This window comes from Aureimonas sp. Leaf454 (assembly GCF_001424685.1).
In the GTDB taxonomy this organism is placed as follows: Bacteria; Pseudomonadota; Alphaproteobacteria; order Rhizobiales; family Rhizobiaceae; genus Plantimonas.
In genome coordinates, this window is record NZ_LMQT01000001.1 from 1,101,474 (window position 1) to 1,120,364 (window position 18,891).

Sequence of the window (18,891 nt, forward strand, 5' to 3'; positions counted from 1 at the left end):
CACGACGACGTGGGTCAGGGCCCGGCCGCAAGCCGGGACGACCGGCGCGTCGGGACGCCGGCCGCAGATCGCGCCCCGTCTACGAGCGCGGCGCCCGCGGCCGGTGATCGAGAAGCATGTCGGCCGTCCCGTCGAAGATCCGCGCCGCCGTCTGCGAGCGCTGGATCTTGCCGCTCGGCGTCTTCAGGACGCCGCCGGCCGAAAGGAGGACGACCCGCTCCGGGCCGATGCCGTGCGCCGCGGCGATCCGTGCCGCGAGCGTGCGCGCGATGGCGAGGCGCTCGGTCTCGTCCACCGGAGCGATCTCGCAGGCGATCATGAAGCCGAGCTTGTCCGCATCTTCGGTCATGAACGCGGCGGACGCGCCGCGGCGAACGCCGCCGTGGGCGTCCTCGGCCGTCGCCTCGATGTCCTGCGGATAATGGTTGCGACCGCGCAGGACAATGAGATCGCGCGCTCGCCCGGTGACGAAGATCTCGCCGTCGAGCCGGAAGCCGAGATCGCCGGTGCGCAGGAACGGCCCCGCCCCGCTGGCGAGCCAGCCGCCGAAGACCTCGGCGTTCTCGCTCTTGCGACCGAAATAGCCGGCTGCGACGCTCGGGCCCTGCAACCAGATCTCGCCGACGCGTCCCTCGCCGAGGGCTTCGCCGGACACGGTATCGACGATCTCGAGCCGCTGGCCGCCCGCCGCCGCGCCGCAGCCGACGAGGGTCGAGACGCTGCCGGGGGCCGCATCCGGCGCAGCGCGGACGGGTCGTCCGGTCTCGAGGCTCGCGCTGTCGATCGACACGGCATGTCCGGCCGTCCCCGGCCGGCCGCCGGACACGAAGAGCGTCGCCTCGGCGAGCCCATAGCAGGGATAGAAGGCCTCGGCGCGGAACCCGGCCGGCGCGGCGAAAGCCGCGAACCGGTCGAGCACCGCCTGGCGCACGGGCTCCGCGCCGTTGAAGGCGAGATTCCAGGCGGAGAGATCGAGCCCCTCCAGCGCAGCCGGCGGAATGCGGCGCGCGCAGAGATCGTAGGCGAAGTTCGGACCGCCGGAAATGGTCGCGCCGAAGCGGGCGATCGCCTTCAGCCAGCGCTCCGGCTTGCGCAGGAAGCGGGCCGGCGAGAACATGACGCAGCGCCCGCCGACCTGCAGCGCCATCAGCACCGCGCCGATCAGCCCCATGTCGTGCGACAGGGGAAGCCAGGAGACGCCGACATCGCCGAGCCGGTAGCCGAAGCTCTCGGCCTGGGTCGCGAGGTTGTGGAGAATATTGCGATGGGTCAGCGCGACGCCGCGGGGCGCGCGGGTCGAGCCGGACGTGTACTGGATGAGCGCGAGGTCTCCGTTGCCCTGGAAAAGACCCGGCAAAGGCTCCCCGGCGCCTGGACGGACCGCCGGCAGCCGGTCGCTGGCAAGCCATTTCAGGCCGAGCTCGTCGACCGCGTCCTCGTCGATCCGCTGCATCTCGGCCAGCACGTCGTGCGGCCCGAGCACAGCCCGCGCCCCGCAGTCGCGCACGACCCCGATGAAGCGCTCGAAGGCCTTGAGGACGCCGGGATGAACGCCGGAGACCGGGATCGCGCCGGCATAGAGGCAGCCGAGAAGGCCGATCACGTAGTCCGGCCCGTCGCCATAGAGGAGCATCACCCGCTCGCCCGGCTTGGCGAAACGCGCGACCGTCGCACCGACCGCGCGGGCCTCGGTTCGAAGACCCGCGAAGGTGATGTCGCGGGACACCGTCTCGCCGTCCTCCATCCAGGAATAGACCACCGCATCCGGACGTTCCACGGCCCAGCTCTCGACGACCGACAGGAGCGTACCCGTCTCCCAATCGGCGAAGGACATCGGGCGCATGTCGGCGGAGCGGATCGGCTTGTTCATGGCAGGACCTCGGGAAACGACGTCGGCTGGTGTCCGGCCGGACAAAAAAGCGGGCCGGAGCGCATGGTCGAAAGAGCTCTCACGGGCGCGCCTCCTTGGCGATCCCGACGGGGTCGTCGAGGCTGCGGAAGAGCGCGGAGCAGGCCTCGGCGACGACCGCGCCCGGCTGGTCCTTCAGGTAGAAATGGCCGCCGGGCAGGCGCTTCGAGCGAAACCGTCCGCCGGACAGGGACGACCAGGACTCCAGGGCCTCGCGTGGCGCGTAGCGGTCGTCCTCGCCGCCCAGCGCGAGAAGGGCGGCGGGCACGCGCTGTCCCGCGCGCGGCCGCCAGGTCTCCAGCACGGTGAAGTCGGCGCGGGCGATCGCCGTCATCATCGTCATCATCTCCTCGGACTGGCGGATCGCCTCGGGCAGGCCGCCGATGACGGCGAGCTCGTCGGCCAAGCGCGCGTCCGACAGCGTGTGCAGGTCCGGGAAGAGCGGCGGGTGATGCGGAGCCCGGCTGGCGGAGACGACGAGGACGGAGGGAACCGGCAGGCCGCGATCGCGCAGTTCGATCGCGAGCGCATAGGCGAGGCGCGCGCCCATGGAATGGCCGAAGAGGCCGAACGGCAGATCGAGCATCGGCTCCAGCGCGTCGGCCAGCGCCTCGACGAGCGCCTCCATGTCGGTGAAGGCCCGCTCGGACAGGCGGTTCTCCCGCCCGGGCAGCTGGACCGGACAGACCTCGACATCCGCCGGAGCCAGCGTGCCCCAGCCGGCGAAGGACGAGGCGCCGCCGCCGGCATGGTGGAAGCAGAAGAGCCGGGCCAGGGCTTCCGGCCGCGCCTGGCGATGCCGGAGCCAGGCGTCCGTCGCGATCCCCGCCATCAGGCCGCCATCCTGTCGCCGGCGGCGTCCGCCGCAAGGTCGAAGCGTTTCAGAACCGAGCGCGCGAGATCGGTGACGCTCGCGCCCTTGGAGAGCTGGAGCAGCGAGATCTGCACGCCGTAGCGCTGGCCGAGGGCCGCCTGCAGCTCGACGCCGATCAGGCTGTCGATTCCGAGATCGGAAAGCGGACGATCCGCCGGAATGCGCCCGGCCGGCATCTTCATGGCACCGGCGACGACGTTGGTGATGCCGTCGATGACGGCGGGCAGTCGCTCTGCGGGCTCGAGCGCGGCGAGGATGGCGGCGGCGCCCGAGCGCTCGTCCGCCACGGTCCCCTCCGCCATCAACGCGGCGAAACGAGGGATCTCGCGCGCCTCGGGGAACATGCCGCTCCAGGCGGCGAAGTCGACGTCCATGACGGCGACGGCGCCGGACACATCGTCGTTGGAGAGCACCGCGTCGAGCGCTGCGATGGCGCGCGCGACCGGGATGCGGTGGACGCCGGCGCGCTCCAGCTGGCGGGAGGCCGCGCCGTCCTCGGCGAGCATGCCGACGCCCCCGATCGCGCCCCAGGCCACTGCCGTGGCGGGCAGACCGTCCGCCCGGCGCCGACGCGCCAGCGCGTCGAGCACCGCATTGGCCGCCACGTAATTGGCCTGACCGGGATTGCCGATGACGGCCGTCGCCGAGGAGAACAGCATGAAGACGTCGAGCAAACGCCCCTGCGTCGCCTCGTGCAGCACCAGCGCCCCGCGGGCCTTCGGCCGCATCGCGCGCTCCATACGCGCGGGATCGAGATTGTCGATCATGGCGTCGTCGAGCACGGCGGCGGCGTGGTAGACGCCGGCCAGCGCGGCGCCGGTCGCATCGAGTTCGCGGAGCAGCGCATCGACCTCGCGGCGATCGGCGACGTCGAGGCGGCCCTCGATCACCGAAACGCCGGCCGACCGGAACGCCCGCAGCGCCGCCTGGGCTGCCTCGCCGGAGGCGCCGGACCGGCCCGCCATGACGAGATGGCGGCAGCCGCGCCCGACCAGCGAGCGGCAGAGTTCGAGGCCGAAGCCGCCGAAGGCGCCGGTCACGAGATAGGCGGCGTCGGGCCGGATCGCGCCGGCGCTCGGACGGCGCGGGAGGAGCGCGAGGTCGGTGCGGTCCTCGAAGTCGACGACGATCTTGCCGATGTGCTTGGCCTGCGCCATGTGGCGCAGCGCATCGGGAAGGTCTGCGACCTTGAAGCGCGTCACCGGCAGCGGCGTCACGACGCCCTCGCGCATCAGCTCGGTGATGGCGGCCAGCATCTCGCTCGCCATGGCCGGCCGCTCCACCATCATCCGGTCGAGATCGACCGAGGAGAAGGAGAGGTTCTCGTTGAACAGCCCCATCGGGATGCGGCCGTTCTCCATGATGTCGCGCTTGCCGATCTCGACGAAGCGGCCGAAGGAGGCGAGCAGCGGCAGCGTCGCCTGGAAGGTGTCCCCCGACAGGGAGTTCAGCACCACGTCGACGCCGCGACCGCCGGTCGCCGTGCGGATCTCCTCGGCGAAGGCGAGGCTTCGGCTGTCGTAGACGCCGGCGACGCCGAGCGCCCTCAGATGGTCTCGCTTGGCGGGACTGCCCGCCGTCGCGTGGATCTCGGCGCCGAGCCATTGCGCGATCTGGATCGCGGCGAGGCCGACGCCGCCCGTGGCGGCATGGATCAGCACGCGCTCGCCCCGGCGCAGGCGGGCCAGTTCGTGCAGGCCGTACCAGGCCGTCATGAAGGCGACCGGAATGGTCGCGCCGTCGGCGCCCGAGACCTCCGCGGGCAGGTCGAGGGCGAAGAGCCGGTCCTCGGCGATCGTCACATGGGAGGCAAGGCAGTCGGGCAGCGCCGCGACGATGCGCTGGCCGACCGAAAAGCGCGACACGCCCGCGCCGATCGCGGTCACGACGGCGGCCGCCTCCATGCCGAGCGTTTCGCCGAAGAACGTGCTCTCGTAGGCCTTCTTCGGCAGGACGCCCAGGACCTTGAGGACGTCCTTGAAGTTGAGGGCCGCCGACAGAACGGCCAGCTCGACCTCGCCCGCGTCCGGCGCGCGACGTTCGACCTCCTTCAGCCGCAGCGCGTCGAAGCTGCCGCCCGTGCCGCCGTCGAGGCGGAAGCGCACCTCGGGACCGAGAGCTTCGACCGCGACCGGCGTCTCGTTTCCGGCCGCGAGGCCCTTCATCCGCGACAACCGCGCAACGAAGCGATCGGCACCGCGCAGCACCACCTCGTCCTCTTTCCCGTCCGCGACGATCTCGGCGCCGAGCCGGCGAAGGGTCGTCGGCGACAGGTCCGCGTCGAGGTCGACGAGGGTGGCGCGAAGCTCCGGCCGTTCGAGCGCCGCGACGCGCAGGACGCCCGCCGCCGCGGCCTGATCGATCGCGGGAAGCGAGCCGGCGACCGAGCGATACGCGCGGGTGACGAGATAGAGCCGCGGCGCGGGAGCGGTGCCGGGCAGGCGCTGGAGCAGCGCGACGAGACGCGCGGCATGGTCGCCGCCGACGGGATCGCCGGCGCCGTCCTCGGCTTCCGCCGGCCGCAGGTCGATCACGGCGTCGACGTCGCCGCGAGCGAGCGCGTCGATCCCCTCGCTCGCGACGGAGTCGCTCGCCACGCGCACGACCTCGCGGGCGCCCTGGCGCTCGAGATAGGCGGACAGGCGGGCGGCGATCTTTTCGTTGTCGCTGACGAGCAGCCAGCGGCCGTCGCGGGCGAAGGCGGCGACGGGCTCGGCGGCCACCCATTCCTCGGCGAAGAGCCAGCGGTCCATCGGCGGGGCGGCGTTTTGCGCGCTGGCGACGGCGCGGCAGGTGAAGCCGAGGAGTTCGGCGACGACCGAGCCGTCGGCCGCGAGGAGGCGGATGTCGCCTTCGATCGCCGTCTCGTCCTCGCGGACGAGGGTCCCGAGCGCCTGGACCGCCGCGCCGGCCGGGCGGTGGTAGAGGATGCGGCGGATGGAGACGGGCATGAACAGGCGGGGCGCGCCGGACCCTTGCGAACAGGCCGCGATCAGCGCCTGGAACGCACCGTCGAGCAGCGTCGGGTGCAAGCGGCTGCCCGCGGCTTCGGCGGCATGATCGGCGTGGACGGCGAGTTCGGCGAGAACCGACCCGGCCTGCCGCCGCAAGGTCCGGATGGTCCGGAAGGCCGGGCCGTAGACGAGGCCCCGTGCGGCCAAGCCGGCATAGAGCGCCTCGACGTCGACGACGTCGTCATGGGCGGCGGCGAGGGCCGCGAGATCGACGGCGGGCGACGACCAGGGCCGGGCGGCGAGGAGGCGAACGGAGGCATGGTCGCGCCAGTCGCCGTCGCGATCGGGCCGGGACGCGGCGGTGAGGGTTCGCGTCGCGGGCTCGAAGCTCCAGCGCAGGGGAAAGCGCGTATCCGGCTCGGCAAGCATCGCCTGGCGAAGATCCAGCGCTTCGAGAACCGCGCTCTCCTCCCCTTCGATGACCGCGTGCGCGGCCAGCGCGGCCTCGACATAGGCCGCCGCGGGGAAGACCACGTCCGTCTCGATCCGGTGATCGGGCAGCCAGGGCATGTAGTTGATCGAGACATCCGCCTCGAAGACCGGCAGCGGACCCTCGAGCCGCGTGCCGAGCAGGGGATGGATCTCGTTGCCGAGGCGATCGTTCGCGGTCGCGCGCGATTCCGCCCAATGGATCTCGCGCTGGAAGGGATAGGTCGGAAGGCGTGCGAAGCGCCCGGTTCCGGCCAGTCGCCGCCAGTCCACGACCGCGCCGGCGGCGAGGAGATCGGCGACCATGCGGCGCAGGGCGAGCGTCTCGTCTTCCGACCGGCGCAGCGTGTAGAGCGACTCGACGGGACGCTCGGAGCCTTGCGCGCAGGCGCGGACCGCCGATGTCAGGACCGGGTTCGGGCCGACTTCGAGGAAGAGGCCATACCCGTCGGCGATCATGGCTTCGATGGCGCGGGCGAAGAGCACCGGGGCTCGGACGTTGCGGAACCAGTAATCGGCATCGTGCCGCTCGGCGCTCCCCATCCGCGCGCCCGTGACCGTCGAGTAGAGCGCGATGACCGGAGCGGACGGCGTCAGGCTCGCCAGCGCTTCGGCGAGCGGCGCCTTCAGCGGCTCCATCTGCGGGCTGTGATAGGGCACCTCCACGCGCAGGAACCGGTGGAAGATCGAGGCGGCCTCCAGCGCGGCGGCGATCTCCTCCAGCGCCGCGGCTTCGCCGGACAGGGTCACGGCCTCGGGACCGTTCACGGCGCCGATCGAGACGCGGCCGTCGTAGCGGGCGATGCGGCTTTCGGCATCGGCCTGCGTCAGGCCGACGGCCAGCATGGTGCCGGTGCCGGCCGTTCCCTGCTGCAGGCGGCTGCGATGATAGGAGACGAGCACCGCGTCCTCGAGGCTCAGCGAGCCCGCGACATAGGCGGCGGAAACCTCGCCGACGGAATGGCCGACAATGGCGGCCGGACGCAGGCCCTTCGCCATCAGGATGGCGGCGAGACCGGTCTGGACGATGAAGTTGGCGGGTTGGGCGACCTGCGTCTCGGCCATCCGCGAGCTGGCCTCGTCGCGCAGCATCTCGGCGAGGATCGACCAGCCGGACAGGCGCGTGAAGATCGCGTCCGCCGCCTCCGCGGCCTCGCGGAACTGCGCGTTCTCGGCCAGGAGCTTGCGTCCCATGCCCCACCATTGCGGGCCCATGCCGGAGAACACCCAGGCCGTCGGCGCATCCACCGCGTTCGACGAGCGGGAGACGAGATTCGCCGCCGATTCGCCGCTCGCCAGCGCGTCCAGCCCGTCGAGGATGGCGTTTGCATCGTCGCCGAAGACGACCGCGCGATGCTCGAAGCCGGAACGGCGCTCGCCGGCGCTGTAGCACAGGGCGGGCAACTCGGCCGGCGAGGCGCCGGCGATCCGCTCGCGATAGGCACCGGCGAGCGCGACGAGGGCCGGTTCCGTCCGCGCGGAAAGCTTCAGGAACTGCGGACCGGCTGCGGCCGTAAAGAGCTCTTCCGCCGGAGCGGCGAACGGTTTCAGGATGGCATGCGCATTGGTGCCGCCATAGCCGAAGGAATTGACCGCGACGTGGAAGTCCGGCGTTCCGGCATCGAGGGGCGTCGCCCTGCGCGGCAGGGTCAGGCCCCATTCGGCGAAGGGGATGGCGGGATTGGGATCGCCGAGCCCGGCCTGCGGCGGCACGACGCCGGTCTTGGCCACCAGGCACGCCTTGATGAAGCCCGCGACGCCGGCCGCCGCTTCCAGATGCCCGATATTGGCCTTCACCGATCCGATGACGACGGGGCGGCCGGCGGGACGCACCATGCCGATCGTCTCGGCAAGCGCCCGCGCCTCCAGGGGATCGCCGACCGGCGTGCCGGTGCCGTGCGCCTCGACATAGGCAACGCTCGCGAGATCGACGCCGCCGGCGGCCGCGACCTCGCGCACGAGGGCGGCCTGCGCCTCCGCGCTCGGCACCGTGATGCCGTTGGTGTGTCCGTCCTGGTTGACGCCGGTCGCGACGAGCACGGCGTGGATCGGATCGCCGTCGGCGATCGCGTCCTGGAGCCGCTTCAGTGCGACGACGCCGGCGCCCTCGCCGCGCGAATAACCGTCGGCCCGCGCGTCGAAGCTCTTGCAGCGACCGTCCGCGGCGAGGAAATGGCCCTTGCTCATCACGATCGGATATTGCGGCGACATCATCAGGTTGACGCCGCCGGCCAGCGCCGCGTCGCACTCGCCCGTCTGGAGCGCGCGCGCCGCGTAATGGAGAGCGACGAGCGAGGACGAGCAGGCCGTGTCGATCGAGATCGCGGGGCCGCGGAAGTCGAACGTATAGGCGATGCGCGCGGCGAGCATGGTCATCGCCGCCGCCGTCGCGGTGTGGTGGGTGTCGACGATCGACCGGCTCAGCGGCGAGGACAGCTGGATGAGATGATCGAGCGCGAAGCCGCCGACATAGACGCCGACATTGCGGCCGGCGAGCCGCGCCGGAACGAGACCGGCGTCCTCCATGGCCTCGTGGGCGACCTCGAGGAGAAGCCGTTGCTGCGGATCCATATAGGCGGCCTCGCGGGGCGAGATGCCGAAGAAGAGCGGGTCGAAGGCGCGGAAATCGCCGCCGAGAAAGCCGCCGCGCCGCATGATCGCCTTGCCCGGCGTGGCGGGATCGGCATCGTGGAAGCGCCGGACGCTCCAGCGATCCTCGGGCACGTCGCGGATGCCGTCGCCGCTGGCGAGGAGAAAGTCCCAAAAGGACGCGGCATCATGGACTTCGCCCGGAAAGCGGCACGCCATTCCGACCACGGCAATGTCAGTTCTCTCACGCTCGCTCATCGTCGACCTCATCACTCTAAGCTTTCCCTAGAGACAGAGGTAGCATTTCACATACGAGAAAAGGTGAAGGGACCTGGTTAATTTCGACTTGTAGTAAACTCAGACAGCCGAACGAATATAGATACCCGCAAGAAGAGACGCACATTTCAAATTGTTCCTATTTGCGGAAATCTCCCTTTCGACTTTCTCGATTAGATAGCTCCATCGAGACGCTACGAGATCGCAGCATAGCGATGTCGTCGATCGAAGCACCCGTCTTTCACCGAGCTTTCCCAATATAGGAAGCTTAGCTTATTTTGTTGCAGGACATGACCATGAGATGCGTCGTGTTCCATCTTTCATCCCACGAAGTCTCGAACGTATAGATTTTTATCTATTCACCATTTGTTAAAACATGCGGCGGGCATGCCGCAGAGAAATTGCCTCTCCTATAGGCATCCTTTATGGATATGCCGAAGGCGACGCCGCCACCTCAAGCATTTCTCGTCCGAACCCAAAGCAAACCCCTGAAATATCAGGTCTGACTTACAGATCTCGGAGCCGTCCTGCACGCGCCCATCGATGACGATGGCTGCGAAGGCGGACGGCTGTCGCCCAAAAACGGCGGCCGCCGGCGAAGCTCCGCGCCCTTGGCATGTCCCGAGCCGACCGGTCGCCCTGCGCCCGACCGGTTGATCCGCCCCACCCCGCACCCAAGCGAGCCAACGCCATGCCCGACATCGAAAGCACGGCCCTCTCGGGCCAGAAGATCGTGATCATCGGTGCGGGACTGGCCGGGACGCTGTGCGCGATCATGCTGGCGCAAAGGGGCGCACGCGTCGAGATCGTCGAGCGGCAGGTGTTCGAACCCGGCGGCGACAGCGGCAACAAGCGATCCTTCAACATCACGGTGAGCAGCCGCGGCGAAGCCGCGCTGAAAGCCGCGCGCGTCTGGGACAAGGTGCGGGCCCGCACCATCGCGATCACCGGACGCGTCTGTCACGAAGGCCTCGGCACGACCGCCTTCCCCTACAGCCGCGACCGCTCGGTCGCGCTCCACGGCGCCCGCCGATCGGACGTGAACGCCGAACTCGTCGCGGCGGCGCGCACCTACGAGGGCATCACCTTCCGGCTGGGCTGGACCCTTCTCGACCTCGACAAGACGACCGGCGCGGTGACGATCGGCCCCGTCACCGGCGAGGAGCCCGCCCAAACCATCCGTGACGCGGACTTCGTGATCGGGGCGGACGGGGTTCACTCCGCCATGCGGCGCCTGATCCATCGCGGCGAGCGGGCGAATTTCGAGCAGCGGTATCTCGACTGGAACTACCGGGAAATCGTCATTCCCGCCGGCGCAGACCCGACCCATCCCTGGCTCATGGACCCTCATGCGCTTCACGTCTGGCCGCGCGGGGATCTCATGATGTTCGCGCTCCCGAACCCGGACGGCTCCTTCACCGGCAATTTCATCTACCCGTCGTCGAAGGAGGCCGACTTCGCGGCGATCGGCCTCGTCGGCGACATGTTCCGGCGCGAGTTTCCCGATGTCGCGGCCCTGATCCCCAACGTAGAGCAGCAGCTTCGCGTCACGCCGCCGTCCTTCTTCCCCACGCAGCGCAACACCATGTGGTCGCATGGCGACAAGTTCGTCCTGATCGGGGACGCGGCCCACGCCACCGTTCCCTTCTACGGCCAGGGCATGAACTCGGCCTTCGAGAGCGTGCTCGAGTTCGTCGCCTGCCTGGAACGCGCGCCCGCCGACGGCCGCGCGGCGGCTTTCGAAACCTACCAGCGCAACCGCAAGCCGCACACGGACGCGGTCGCCGACCTCTCGATCCGGAATTTCGACGAGCTGCGATCGCACTTCCGGCACGTCGTGCCCCAGGCGCGTCGACGCGTCGACGTGCTCCTGAACCGGCTCATGCCCAAGCTCTTCGTGCCGCTTCACGTGCGCATCTCGCACAGCCTGGAGGGCTACCGCACGGCCATGGACGCCTGCGCCCGGCGCGACCGCATCCTGCGCTGGCTGGGGCTCGACATCCTCGTCTACGGCTTCGTCGTCGCGCAGTTCCTCGCCGACGCGCTGGAGGGAGACTGGAAGGGCGGCGATGCGCTGACGGCCGGTCTCGTCGAGCAGCTGCGAAGCGGCCCCGCGACGGCGGGCTCGGAAGGCGAAGGCCTCCTCGGCGCCGAACACCACCCGACGCGCCGAGCATGACCTCGCCCGATCACCTTCGCCGCACGGGCCCCGCGCCCGCGCCATCGACGCCTGGAGACCCACGATGAACGATCCTGCGCGCCACGGTCAGACGCCCCCGTCCGGCATCGCGCCCTTTGCGGTGCTGATCGGCGGACAGCTCCTGTCCTTCCTCGGCACGACCTTGTCCGGCATCGGCATCGGCATCTGGGTCTTCGCGCAGACGGGGTCGGTGATGACCTTCGCCGGACTGATGATCCTGACGCTGGTGCCCGCGATCCTCATGTCGCCCTTCGGCGGCGTCATCGCCGACACCTGGCCGAAGAAGCCGGCGATGCTGGCCGTGGACAGCCTTTCCGGCGTGACGAGCCTCGTCATGCTCGCGCTTCTGACGTCGGGGCGCCTCGAATTGTGGCACCTCTACGCGAACGCCGTGATCAGCGGCATGGCGCTCGGACTCCAGCGGCCGCTCTTCGAGAGCACGACGCCGTTGATGGTTCGCGGCGATCGACTGGCGGCGGTGAACGGCGTCGTCCATGCCGTCGCCGGCATCGGGCAGATCGTCGCGCCGGTCCTGGCGGGTGCGCTGATCGGCAGCTTCGGTCTCGTCTATCTGCTCGTCATCGACGCCGGCACCTTCGTCATCGCCCTCGCCTGCGTGATCGCGGTCAAGGTTCCGAACGCCCCGAAGCGCGCGAGGGCGGGCGAGAACTGGTTCGCGTCCTTCCGCGAGGGTTGGCGGTTCGTCCGGGACCGGCGGGGCCTCCATGCGATGTTCTGGTTCACCGCCCTTCGAAACTATCTCTTCGCGACCTGCGAAGTCGTCGTCCTTCCGCTGCTCCTGATCCTGACGACGGCGGAGACGGCCGGCGCGGTCCTCTCGGTCGGCGGGCTCGGCGTGCTCGCCGGTGGTCTTCTGATGGGGCTGCTTGCCCGAAGCCGCCGTCTGATCGTCTGGGTGATCCTGGCCCAGGGCCTCACCGGCATCGCCATGATCGTCGGCGGCGTTACGACCGATCTCGCCGTCATCGCCGCCGCGCTGGCGCTCGCCTTCATGGCCTTCCCGATCGAGGAGGCGAGCAGCACCACGATCATGCAGCGCAAGGTGCCGGCGGAGCTGCTCGGCCGCGTCGCGAGCGTTCGCAACATGATGAGCATGAGCGCCCCGCCGCTCGCCATGCTGGTCGCCGCGCCGCTCGCCGACAGGGTCTTCGAGCCGTTGATGCGCGAGGGCGGCCGGCTCTCCACCTCGGTCGGCCTCCTCACGGGAACGGGTCCGGGACGCGGAATGGCGCTCCTGCTGCTCGTCGCGGGCGTCGCGACGCTGATCCTGGCCATCGCCGGCTGGCGTTCGGCCACCTTGCGCGACGTCGAGACCGATCTTCCGGACCACGATCACGGCCGGCGGCTCGATGCCGCGCATCAACCGCCGGCGGCGGCGCCCATGGTCGGCATGACCGGATGAGGCCGCCGGCCCTCTCGCTTCACCGGCCGCTCGCCGGAGCGACGTCGCGCCTCGCCGCCTTTCCGCATGCCGGCGGCGGCGCCTCGGCGTTTCGCGGCCTCGCCAAGGCGCTGGCGCCCTATGGCATCGAGCTCTGCCCGCTGCAGGCGCCCGGGCGCGAGAACCGGATGTCGCAGGCCTGCCACGCCACGGCCGAGGCGATGGCGGGCGAGTTCGTCGCCGCGCTCCGGACCCTGCCGGTCCTGCCGACGGCCTTTCTCGGACACAGTCTTGGCGGGCTCGTCGCCCATCTCGCGGCGCGGCTTTGCGCCAAGGACGGCGGCGGACCGACCCATCTCGTCGCCTCGGGCAGCCTGTCGCCGGTCCTGCGGGAGGGTGCTGCGCGGCAGGCCGCCGGTACGGCCCCCGAGGACGTCCGCGAACGGATCCTCCCGCTCGGCGGGGTCCCCGACAGGATCGCCGCCGATCCCGAGCTCTTCGCGCTCTTCGAGCCCGTGATCCGCGCCGATATCGGGCTTTCCGACCGCTACGTCCATCGCGCGGCCGAGCCTTTGTCCTGCCCGATCCTCGTCTATTCCGGCGAGACGGACCCGGCGGCGCCCGATCGGCTCGCGCCGGCCTGGCAGGCGCTGACGCGCCATCCGCTGCGAAGGCGCGTCTTCGAGGGGGCCACTTCTTTCTCTACGACGCGCCGGAGGCGGTGGCCGCCGCGCTCGCCGAGGATCTCGCCCGGCGCTGAGGCGCGGTCGTTTCCAGCCCCGCCACCGCTGGCGCCCGTTCAGCGCGCGAAGACGCCGTCGAAATCCTTGAAGCCCTTGACCTCGATCGGGTTTCCGCTCGGGTCGAAGAAGAACATCGTGCGCTGCTCGCCGGCCTCGCCCTCGAAGCGCACGACCGGCGGGATGTCGAAGGCGATGCCGCCGGCCTTCAGCCGCTCGGCGAGGGCCAGCCAGTCCTCCAGCGGCAGGACGACGCCGAGATGGGGCATCATCACCTTGTGGTCGCCGACCGTCCCCGTGCGCGTGACCTCGAAGGGCTTGCCGAGATGCAGCGAGATCTGGTGACCGAAAAAGTCGAAGTCGACCCAGGTCTCGGTGCTCCGACCCTCGGCGCAGCCGAGGATGTCGCCGTAGAAGCGGCGGGCCTCGTCGAGGTCGGTGACGTGATAGGCGAGGTGGAAGAGGGATCTCATGCGTGCTCCTGGGAAACCGATGCGCCGACGTTGAGAAGGTCGACCGCGACGGGCGTCAATATTGCGCGTCGTGAAGACGCCGGTAGGGTCCGCTCGCGCCGACGAGGTCGCTGTGACGCCCCTCCTCGGCGATGCCGGTCTCGTCGACGACGATGATGCGGTCGGCATGCCGGATGGTTGCCAGGCGATGGGCGATGATGAGGGTCGTCCGGCCCGCCGACAGCTCCTGCAGCGAAGCCTGGATCGCCCGCTCGGTTTCCATGTCGAGCGCCGACGTCGCCTCGTCGAGGATGAGGATCGCCGGGTTCTTCAGGAACATGCGCGCGATGGAGAGCCGCTGCTTCTGCCCGCCGGAGAGTTTGACCCCGCGCTCGCCGACGACAGTGTCGAAGCCGTCGGGCAGGCGCTCGATCGTCTGCGTCAGGTGCGCGCGGCGCGCGGCCTCGCGGACCTCCTCGTCGGTCGCGTCGAGGCGGCCATAGGCGATGTTGTCGCGGATCGTGCCGCCGAAGAGGAAGACGTCCTGCTGGACGACGCCGATGTGGCGGCGCAGCGAGGCGAGCGTCATGTCGCGGATGTCCATGTCGTCGATGAGGATGCGCCCCGCCTCGACCTCGTAGAAGCGCGGCACGAGCGAGCAGATCGTCGTCTTGCCCGCCCCCGAGGGACCGACGAAGGCGACGGTCTCGCCGGCCTGGATCGAGAAGCTGAGATCGGTGAGCACCGGGCGGCCCGGCGCATAGCCGAAACCGACGCGTTCGAAGCGGATGTCGCCGCGCACCTCCGGCACCGCGACCGCGTGCGGCCGGTCCGCGATATCGGGCGCGGTGTCGAGGAACTCGGCATAGCGCCGGAACCCCGCGACGCCCTTCGGATAGGTCTCGATCACCGAGGCGATCTTCTCGACCGGGCGGAAGAAGACGTTGACGAGGAGGAGGAAGCCGACGAAGCCGCCCTGCGTCAGCTCTCCCGATATGACGAACCACGTGCCGGCGACCATCACGATCACCTGCGTCAGCCGCATCGAGAGGTAGTTCAGCGTCAGCGTCTTGGAGATGATCCGGTAGGCGTCGAGCTTGCGCTCGCGATAGCGGCGGTTGTTGACGTCGAAGAGGGCGCGCTCGTGGTCCTCGTTGGCGAAGGCCTTCACGACGCGGATGCCGCCGACATTCTCCTCGATCCGCGTGTTGAAGTCGGCGACGCTGCCGTAGATCGCGCGCCATGTCCGGGTCATGCGGCCGCCGTAGCGCGTCGTCAGGAACGTGCCGAGCGGAACGATCGCAGCCGTGATCAGCGCCAGTTCCACATTGACCGACAGCATCAGGAGGAAGGCCCCGACGAAGGTCATGATGGCGATGAAGAGGTCTTCTGGCCCATGATGGGCGACCTCGCCGATCTCTTCGAGATCCTTGGTCAGGCGGGCGACGAGATGGCCGGTCTTGTGGTTGTCGAAGTAGCGGAAGGACAGCTTCTGCAGATGATCGAAGGCCTTTGCCCGCATGTCGGTCTCGATGTTGATGCCGAGCATGTGGCCCCAATAGTTCACGACGGCCATCAGTCCCGTGTTGACGACGTAGACGCCGAGAAGCCCGAGCGAGGCGAGGAGGACGAGGTTCCACTCGCCGCTCGGCAGGAGATCATCGATGAAGACCGCGACGGCGATGGGAAAGCCGAGTTCGAGCAGTCCCGACAGGACCGCCGAGCAGAAGTCGATCAGGAACAGCCCGCGATAGGGCCGGTAATAGGAGAAGAAGCGGGAGAGCATGATGCGGCTCGACGACGATTGCGGGACGTGGCCGTCCGCGGCCATCCGCGCTCCTTATCCAATTCGGATGCCGGGAAGACAAGCCGGGCCAACACAATGGTTTCACTTGAGAATCATTCAAAGCGGCGCACCGCGCGGGACGACCGGGGGCAGGGCCGAACGGCGCGACCCCGATCACCCGCTTCCGAACCGGACCGAACAACCGTGGGATGCTCCGCCGCCGCGCCGGCTCGGCGCCCGACGCCTCGCTTTGCCTCAACCAAGGGCGCGCGGGCTCGAAACGCTTGCCTTCTCGTCGCATCCGACCGAAGCGTTCTCCCGGAACGCGACGGAACGAACGGTGACGACATGGCCAGATTGCGCAGCGGCTCGCGACGAATGGAAGGGCCGATGAGCTTCGTCGTGTCCGTCGAGACGACGGTGGCGGGTGGAATCACGCTCCCGCCCGATCGCTACGCCGGCACCGTCGAATGGAAGGAGACGCTGACGCGATCGGGCTTCGAACGGTCGAAGAAGCGCTACAGGGTCGAGTTGAGCCGGGAGGATCTCCTTCGATGGGGCGGCCAGGCCGATCCGGACGGATCCTCCTGCCTCATCGACATCACGGCGGAGGTCGCCTCGGGCGAGATCGGCGTTCTCTGAGGTTTTCTAGCGCCAGTTGCGGTGTGCGGACACATCCGAAAGGAAATGAGAAGACCTCGCCTCTAGGCTCTGCGCGAACCTCAACGCGCGGACATGCCATGAGCCTCCGACTGAAACTCATCGCGAGTTGTCTTCTCGTCCTCCTGGCCGCCCTCGCGCCGGCCCTCTACGCTCATCTCGCGATCGAGGGGCTGAGGCGCGAACACAACCGGTCGAACGAACAGTATGTCGTGCCGCTCCAGACGCTGGACGCGGTTCGCTCCATGCTGGCGTCCGTGGCGGACGACTACGAGGCTTCCACCCTCGGCAAGACCTCCGCGGAAAAGGCGACGGCCTCGCCCCTGCTCGCCGCACGGCTTCCCGCCATCATCGAGAAGCTGAGCGATGCCGGCCTCTGGCTCTCCGGGTCGGCGGAGTTGGCGCCGAGCGGCAAGCGGGTGGTCGAGATCGCGGGCACGCTGAGTGCGCTGACCTTTCAGAACACGTCGCTCTCGATCCGCAAGACGGCGGCCGTCCTCGACCGCGCCGAAGGAGCCTTGGGGGAAAGCCTCGCCGACATCCGCAGCCTGGCGGCGTCCAGCCGCAACCGGATCGACGAGACCTCCGCGAGCGACGCCCGCGTGATCCTGTCGCTCGCGGGCGGCGCGCTGTTGTTCGGCCTCATCGTCACGGCGCTCTTGTCGAGGCACATTTCCGGCCGTCTGCGCGGAGCGGTCGCCACGGCGCGCCGCGTCGCGAGCGGCGATTCCGATGTCGAGATCGCCGTGTCGGGCGGGGACGAGGTGTCGGTCCTGATGCGGCTTCTCGGCGAGATGCAGTCCGACATCCGCCACCAGGTCCAGAGCATCGAGAGCCTGCGCCGCGACCAGGCGACGAGCTACATCCAGACCATCCGCATTCAGAACGCCCGGTTCAACGCGGCGCTGAACAACATGTCCCAGGCGCTCTGCCTGTTCGACGCGGACAATGCGCTCGTCATCTACAACGACCGCTTCGAACAGATGTTCGGCAAGCGCGAGATCGGCATGACCGCCGACCTCGTGCGCCAGGATCCCTATCTCCGGCCGACCCTCTCGGCCACGGGCGCCGCCGCCATCGTCGAGACGATGCCGGACGGGCGCATCCTCGCGCTGTCCCGGCGCGGCGTGATGGGCGGCGGTTTCGTCGTGACGATGGAGGACATCACGACCAAGCACCGCGAAGACGAGACCATGCGCCATCTCGCCCGGCACGACGGCCTGACGGACCTTCCCAACCGCATCCACTTCCGCGAACGTCTGATCACGACCCTCGTCCAGTCGGGCGCCACGGTTCTCGGCCTCGACCTCGACGGCTTCAAGGCGGTGAACGACACGCTCGGCCATCCGCTCGGCGACAAGCTCCTGCAGGAGGTGGCCAAGCGCCTCCAGGCCACCGGCCACGGCGACCTTTTCGTGGCGCGCATCGGCGGCGACGAATTCGCGATCGTCGTCACCGGTTGCCTCGGCGCCGGCGAGGCCTCCCGGATCGCCGAAGGCATCATCCGCGACATCGCCCGGCCTTTTTCGATCGACGGCCACGAGATCCAGATCGGCGTCAGCATCGGCATCGTCTGCTGCCAGCGCAGCCCGTCGAACGCGCTCGTCGACGAGGTCGTGAAGCAGGTGGACCTCGCCCTCTACTCGTCGAAGGGCGAGGGCAAGAACGTCTACCGCTTCTTCGAGAAGGAGATGAGCGATCGGCTGCAGCGCCGGCGCGACATGGAGATCGACCTTCGATCGGCGGTGGAGCGGCAGAAGGAGATCGAGCTCTTCTACCAGCCCTTCGTCAAGGCCGAGACCGGCGCGATTTCCGGCTTCGAGGCGCTCATCCGCTGGCGGCACCCGACGCAGGGCATGATCTCGCCCGGCGAGTTCATTCCGCTCGCCGAAGACACCGGCCTCATCCAGCAGCTCGGCCTCTGGGTCCTGAAGAGCGCCTGCGCCGAGGCGATGACCTGGCCGGATCATCTCGGCCTGTCCGTCAACCTCTCCCCGGTCCAGTTCCGCAACAAGACGCTCTACGAGGATGCCCGCCGCATCATCCTCGACAGCGGGTTGTCGCCGCGCCGCCTGCAGCTCGAAGTGACGGAATCCCTCATGCTGGAGAATCCGGAGCAGATCTTCGCGACGCTGCAGGCCTTCCGCGACATGGGCATCCGCATCTCGATGGACGATTTCGGAACCGGCTACTCCTCGCTCGCCTACCTGACGAAGTATCCGTTCGACAAGGTGAAGATCGACCAGTCCTTCGTGCGCAACATCCACATCCCGCAGAATCTCGCGGTGGTGCGCTCGGTCATCAGCCTCAGCACCGCGCTCGGCATGGCGGTGATCGCGGAAGGGATCGAGACGAGCGAACAGCTGGCCATCCTCATGGAAGAGCGATGCCCGGAGATGCAGGGCTATTTCTTCAGCCGGCCCGTCCCGGTCTCCGACATCCCGGCCCTCCTCCTCAAGAACCTGCGCGAGGCCATGGCCGTGCGCCGGCCGGAACCCGTCGCCCTGGCGGTCTGACGATCGCCGTTCCGTCGACCGCCGGACGGTCCTGCGCGTCGATG

Annotated in this window: 10 protein-coding genes; 4 read left to right on the forward strand and 6 right to left on the reverse strand. The window is 69.3% G+C overall.

Going from position 1 to position 18,891, the window contains the following annotated elements:
- Window positions 1-79 precede the first annotated feature (79 nt).
- From ASG43_RS04820 to ASG43_RS04830, 3 genes are all read right to left on the reverse strand, one after another.
- Window positions 80-1,870, reverse strand: coding sequence for a fatty acyl-AMP ligase (locus ASG43_RS04820; RefSeq protein WP_056500766.1), 1,791 nt, complete (start codon window positions 1,868-1,870; stop codon window positions 80-82).
- A gap of 79 nt (window positions 1,871-1,949) precedes the next feature.
- On the reverse strand, window positions 1,950-2,741 hold the full coding sequence (locus ASG43_RS04825; protein WP_056500769.1) for an alpha/beta fold hydrolase: 792 nt from the start codon (window positions 2,739-2,741) through the stop codon (window positions 1,950-1,952).
- Window positions 2,741-9,073, reverse strand: a complete 6,333-nt coding sequence (locus ASG43_RS04830; RefSeq protein WP_162244672.1) for a type I polyketide synthase — start codon at window positions 9,071-9,073, stop codon at window positions 2,741-2,743. Before ASG43_RS04830 ends, ASG43_RS04825 begins: the two co-directional genes overlap by 1 nt.
- Window positions 9,074-9,782: 709 nt before the next feature.
- Between ASG43_RS04830 and ASG43_RS04835 the strand changes: the two genes are divergently transcribed.
- Window positions 9,783-11,270 (forward strand): NAD(P)/FAD-dependent oxidoreductase, encoded by a 1,488-nt coding sequence (locus tag ASG43_RS04835; RefSeq protein WP_056500775.1) that lies wholly within the window; start codon window positions 9,783-9,785, stop codon window positions 11,268-11,270.
- Between the two features lie 64 nt (window positions 11,271-11,334).
- Entirely contained in the window at window positions 11,335-12,714 is a 1,380-nt protein-coding gene (locus tag ASG43_RS04840; RefSeq protein WP_056500776.1) for an MFS transporter, read from the forward strand.
- Here the strand turns inward: ASG43_RS04840 and ASG43_RS23210 are convergent.
- The 3 genes from ASG43_RS23210 to ASG43_RS04855 all read right to left on the reverse strand — a co-directional run bounded on the left by ASG43_RS23210 (window position 12,672) and on the right by ASG43_RS04855 (window position 15,671).
- Window positions 12,672-13,250, reverse strand: coding sequence for a hypothetical protein (locus ASG43_RS23210; RefSeq protein WP_200939470.1), 579 nt, complete (start codon window positions 13,248-13,250; stop codon window positions 12,672-12,674). The two genes, ASG43_RS04840 and ASG43_RS23210, sit on opposite strands and share 43 nt — an antisense overlap.
- Before the next feature lie 242 nt (window positions 13,251-13,492).
- Window positions 13,493-13,906 (reverse strand): VOC family protein, encoded by a 414-nt coding sequence (locus ASG43_RS04850; RefSeq protein ID WP_056500782.1) that lies wholly within the window; start codon window positions 13,904-13,906, stop codon window positions 13,493-13,495.
- Window positions 13,907-13,961: 55 nt separating this feature from the next.
- On the reverse strand, window positions 13,962-15,671 hold the full coding sequence (locus ASG43_RS04855) for an ABC transporter ATP-binding protein (protein WP_056501181.1): 1,710 nt from the start codon (window positions 15,669-15,671) through the stop codon (window positions 13,962-13,964).
- A 390-nt stretch (window positions 15,672-16,061) separates the two neighbouring features.
- On the opposite strand from ASG43_RS04855, the gene ASG43_RS23055 reads away from it, so the two are divergent.
- Together ASG43_RS23055 and ASG43_RS04865 are read left to right on the forward strand one after the other, a co-directional pair.
- Window positions 16,062-16,313: a hypothetical protein gene (locus tag ASG43_RS23055; RefSeq protein ID WP_162244673.1), complete on the forward strand. Its 252-nt coding sequence runs from the start codon at window positions 16,062-16,064 to the stop codon at window positions 16,311-16,313.
- A gap of 98 nt (window positions 16,314-16,411) precedes the next feature.
- Complete coding sequence (locus tag ASG43_RS04865; protein WP_056500790.1) at window positions 16,412-18,847, forward strand: EAL domain-containing protein; 2,436 nt, start codon at window positions 16,412-16,414, stop codon at window positions 18,845-18,847.
- The last annotated feature ends 44 nt before the right edge of the window (window positions 18,848-18,891 follow it).

Bases quoted from the DNA above. Each gene is read 5' to 3' on its own strand.
- ASG43_RS04820 (WP_056500766.1), bottom strand. From the start codon at position 1,870: ATGAACAAGCCGATCCGCTCCGCCGACATGCGCCCGATGTCCTTCGCC.
- ASG43_RS04825 (WP_056500769.1), bottom strand. From the start codon at position 2,741: ATGGCGGGGATCGCGACGGACGCCTGGCTCCGGCATCGCCAGGCGCGG.
- ASG43_RS04830 (WP_162244672.1), bottom strand. From the start codon at position 9,073: ATGAGCGAGCGTGAGAGAACTGACATTGCCGTGGTCGGAATGGCGTGC.
- ASG43_RS04835 (WP_056500775.1), top strand. From the start codon at position 9,783: ATGCCCGACATCGAAAGCACGGCCCTCTCGGGCCAGAAGATCGTGATC.
- ASG43_RS04840 (WP_056500776.1), top strand. From the start codon at position 11,335: ATGAACGATCCTGCGCGCCACGGTCAGACGCCCCCGTCCGGCATCGCG.
- ASG43_RS23210 (WP_200939470.1), bottom strand. From the start codon at position 13,250: ATGGACGTAGCGGTCGGAAAGCCCGATATCGGCGCGGATCACGGGCTC.
- ASG43_RS04850 (WP_056500782.1), bottom strand. From the start codon at position 13,906: ATGAGATCCCTCTTCCACCTCGCCTATCACGTCACCGACCTCGACGAG.
- ASG43_RS04855 (WP_056501181.1), bottom strand. From the start codon at position 15,671: ATGCTCTCCCGCTTCTTCTCCTATTACCGGCCCTATCGCGGGCTGTTC.
- ASG43_RS23055 (WP_162244673.1), top strand. From the start codon at position 16,062: ATGAGCTTCGTCGTGTCCGTCGAGACGACGGTGGCGGGTGGAATCACG.
- ASG43_RS04865 (WP_056500790.1), top strand. From the start codon at position 16,412: ATGAGCCTCCGACTGAAACTCATCGCGAGTTGTCTTCTCGTCCTCCTG.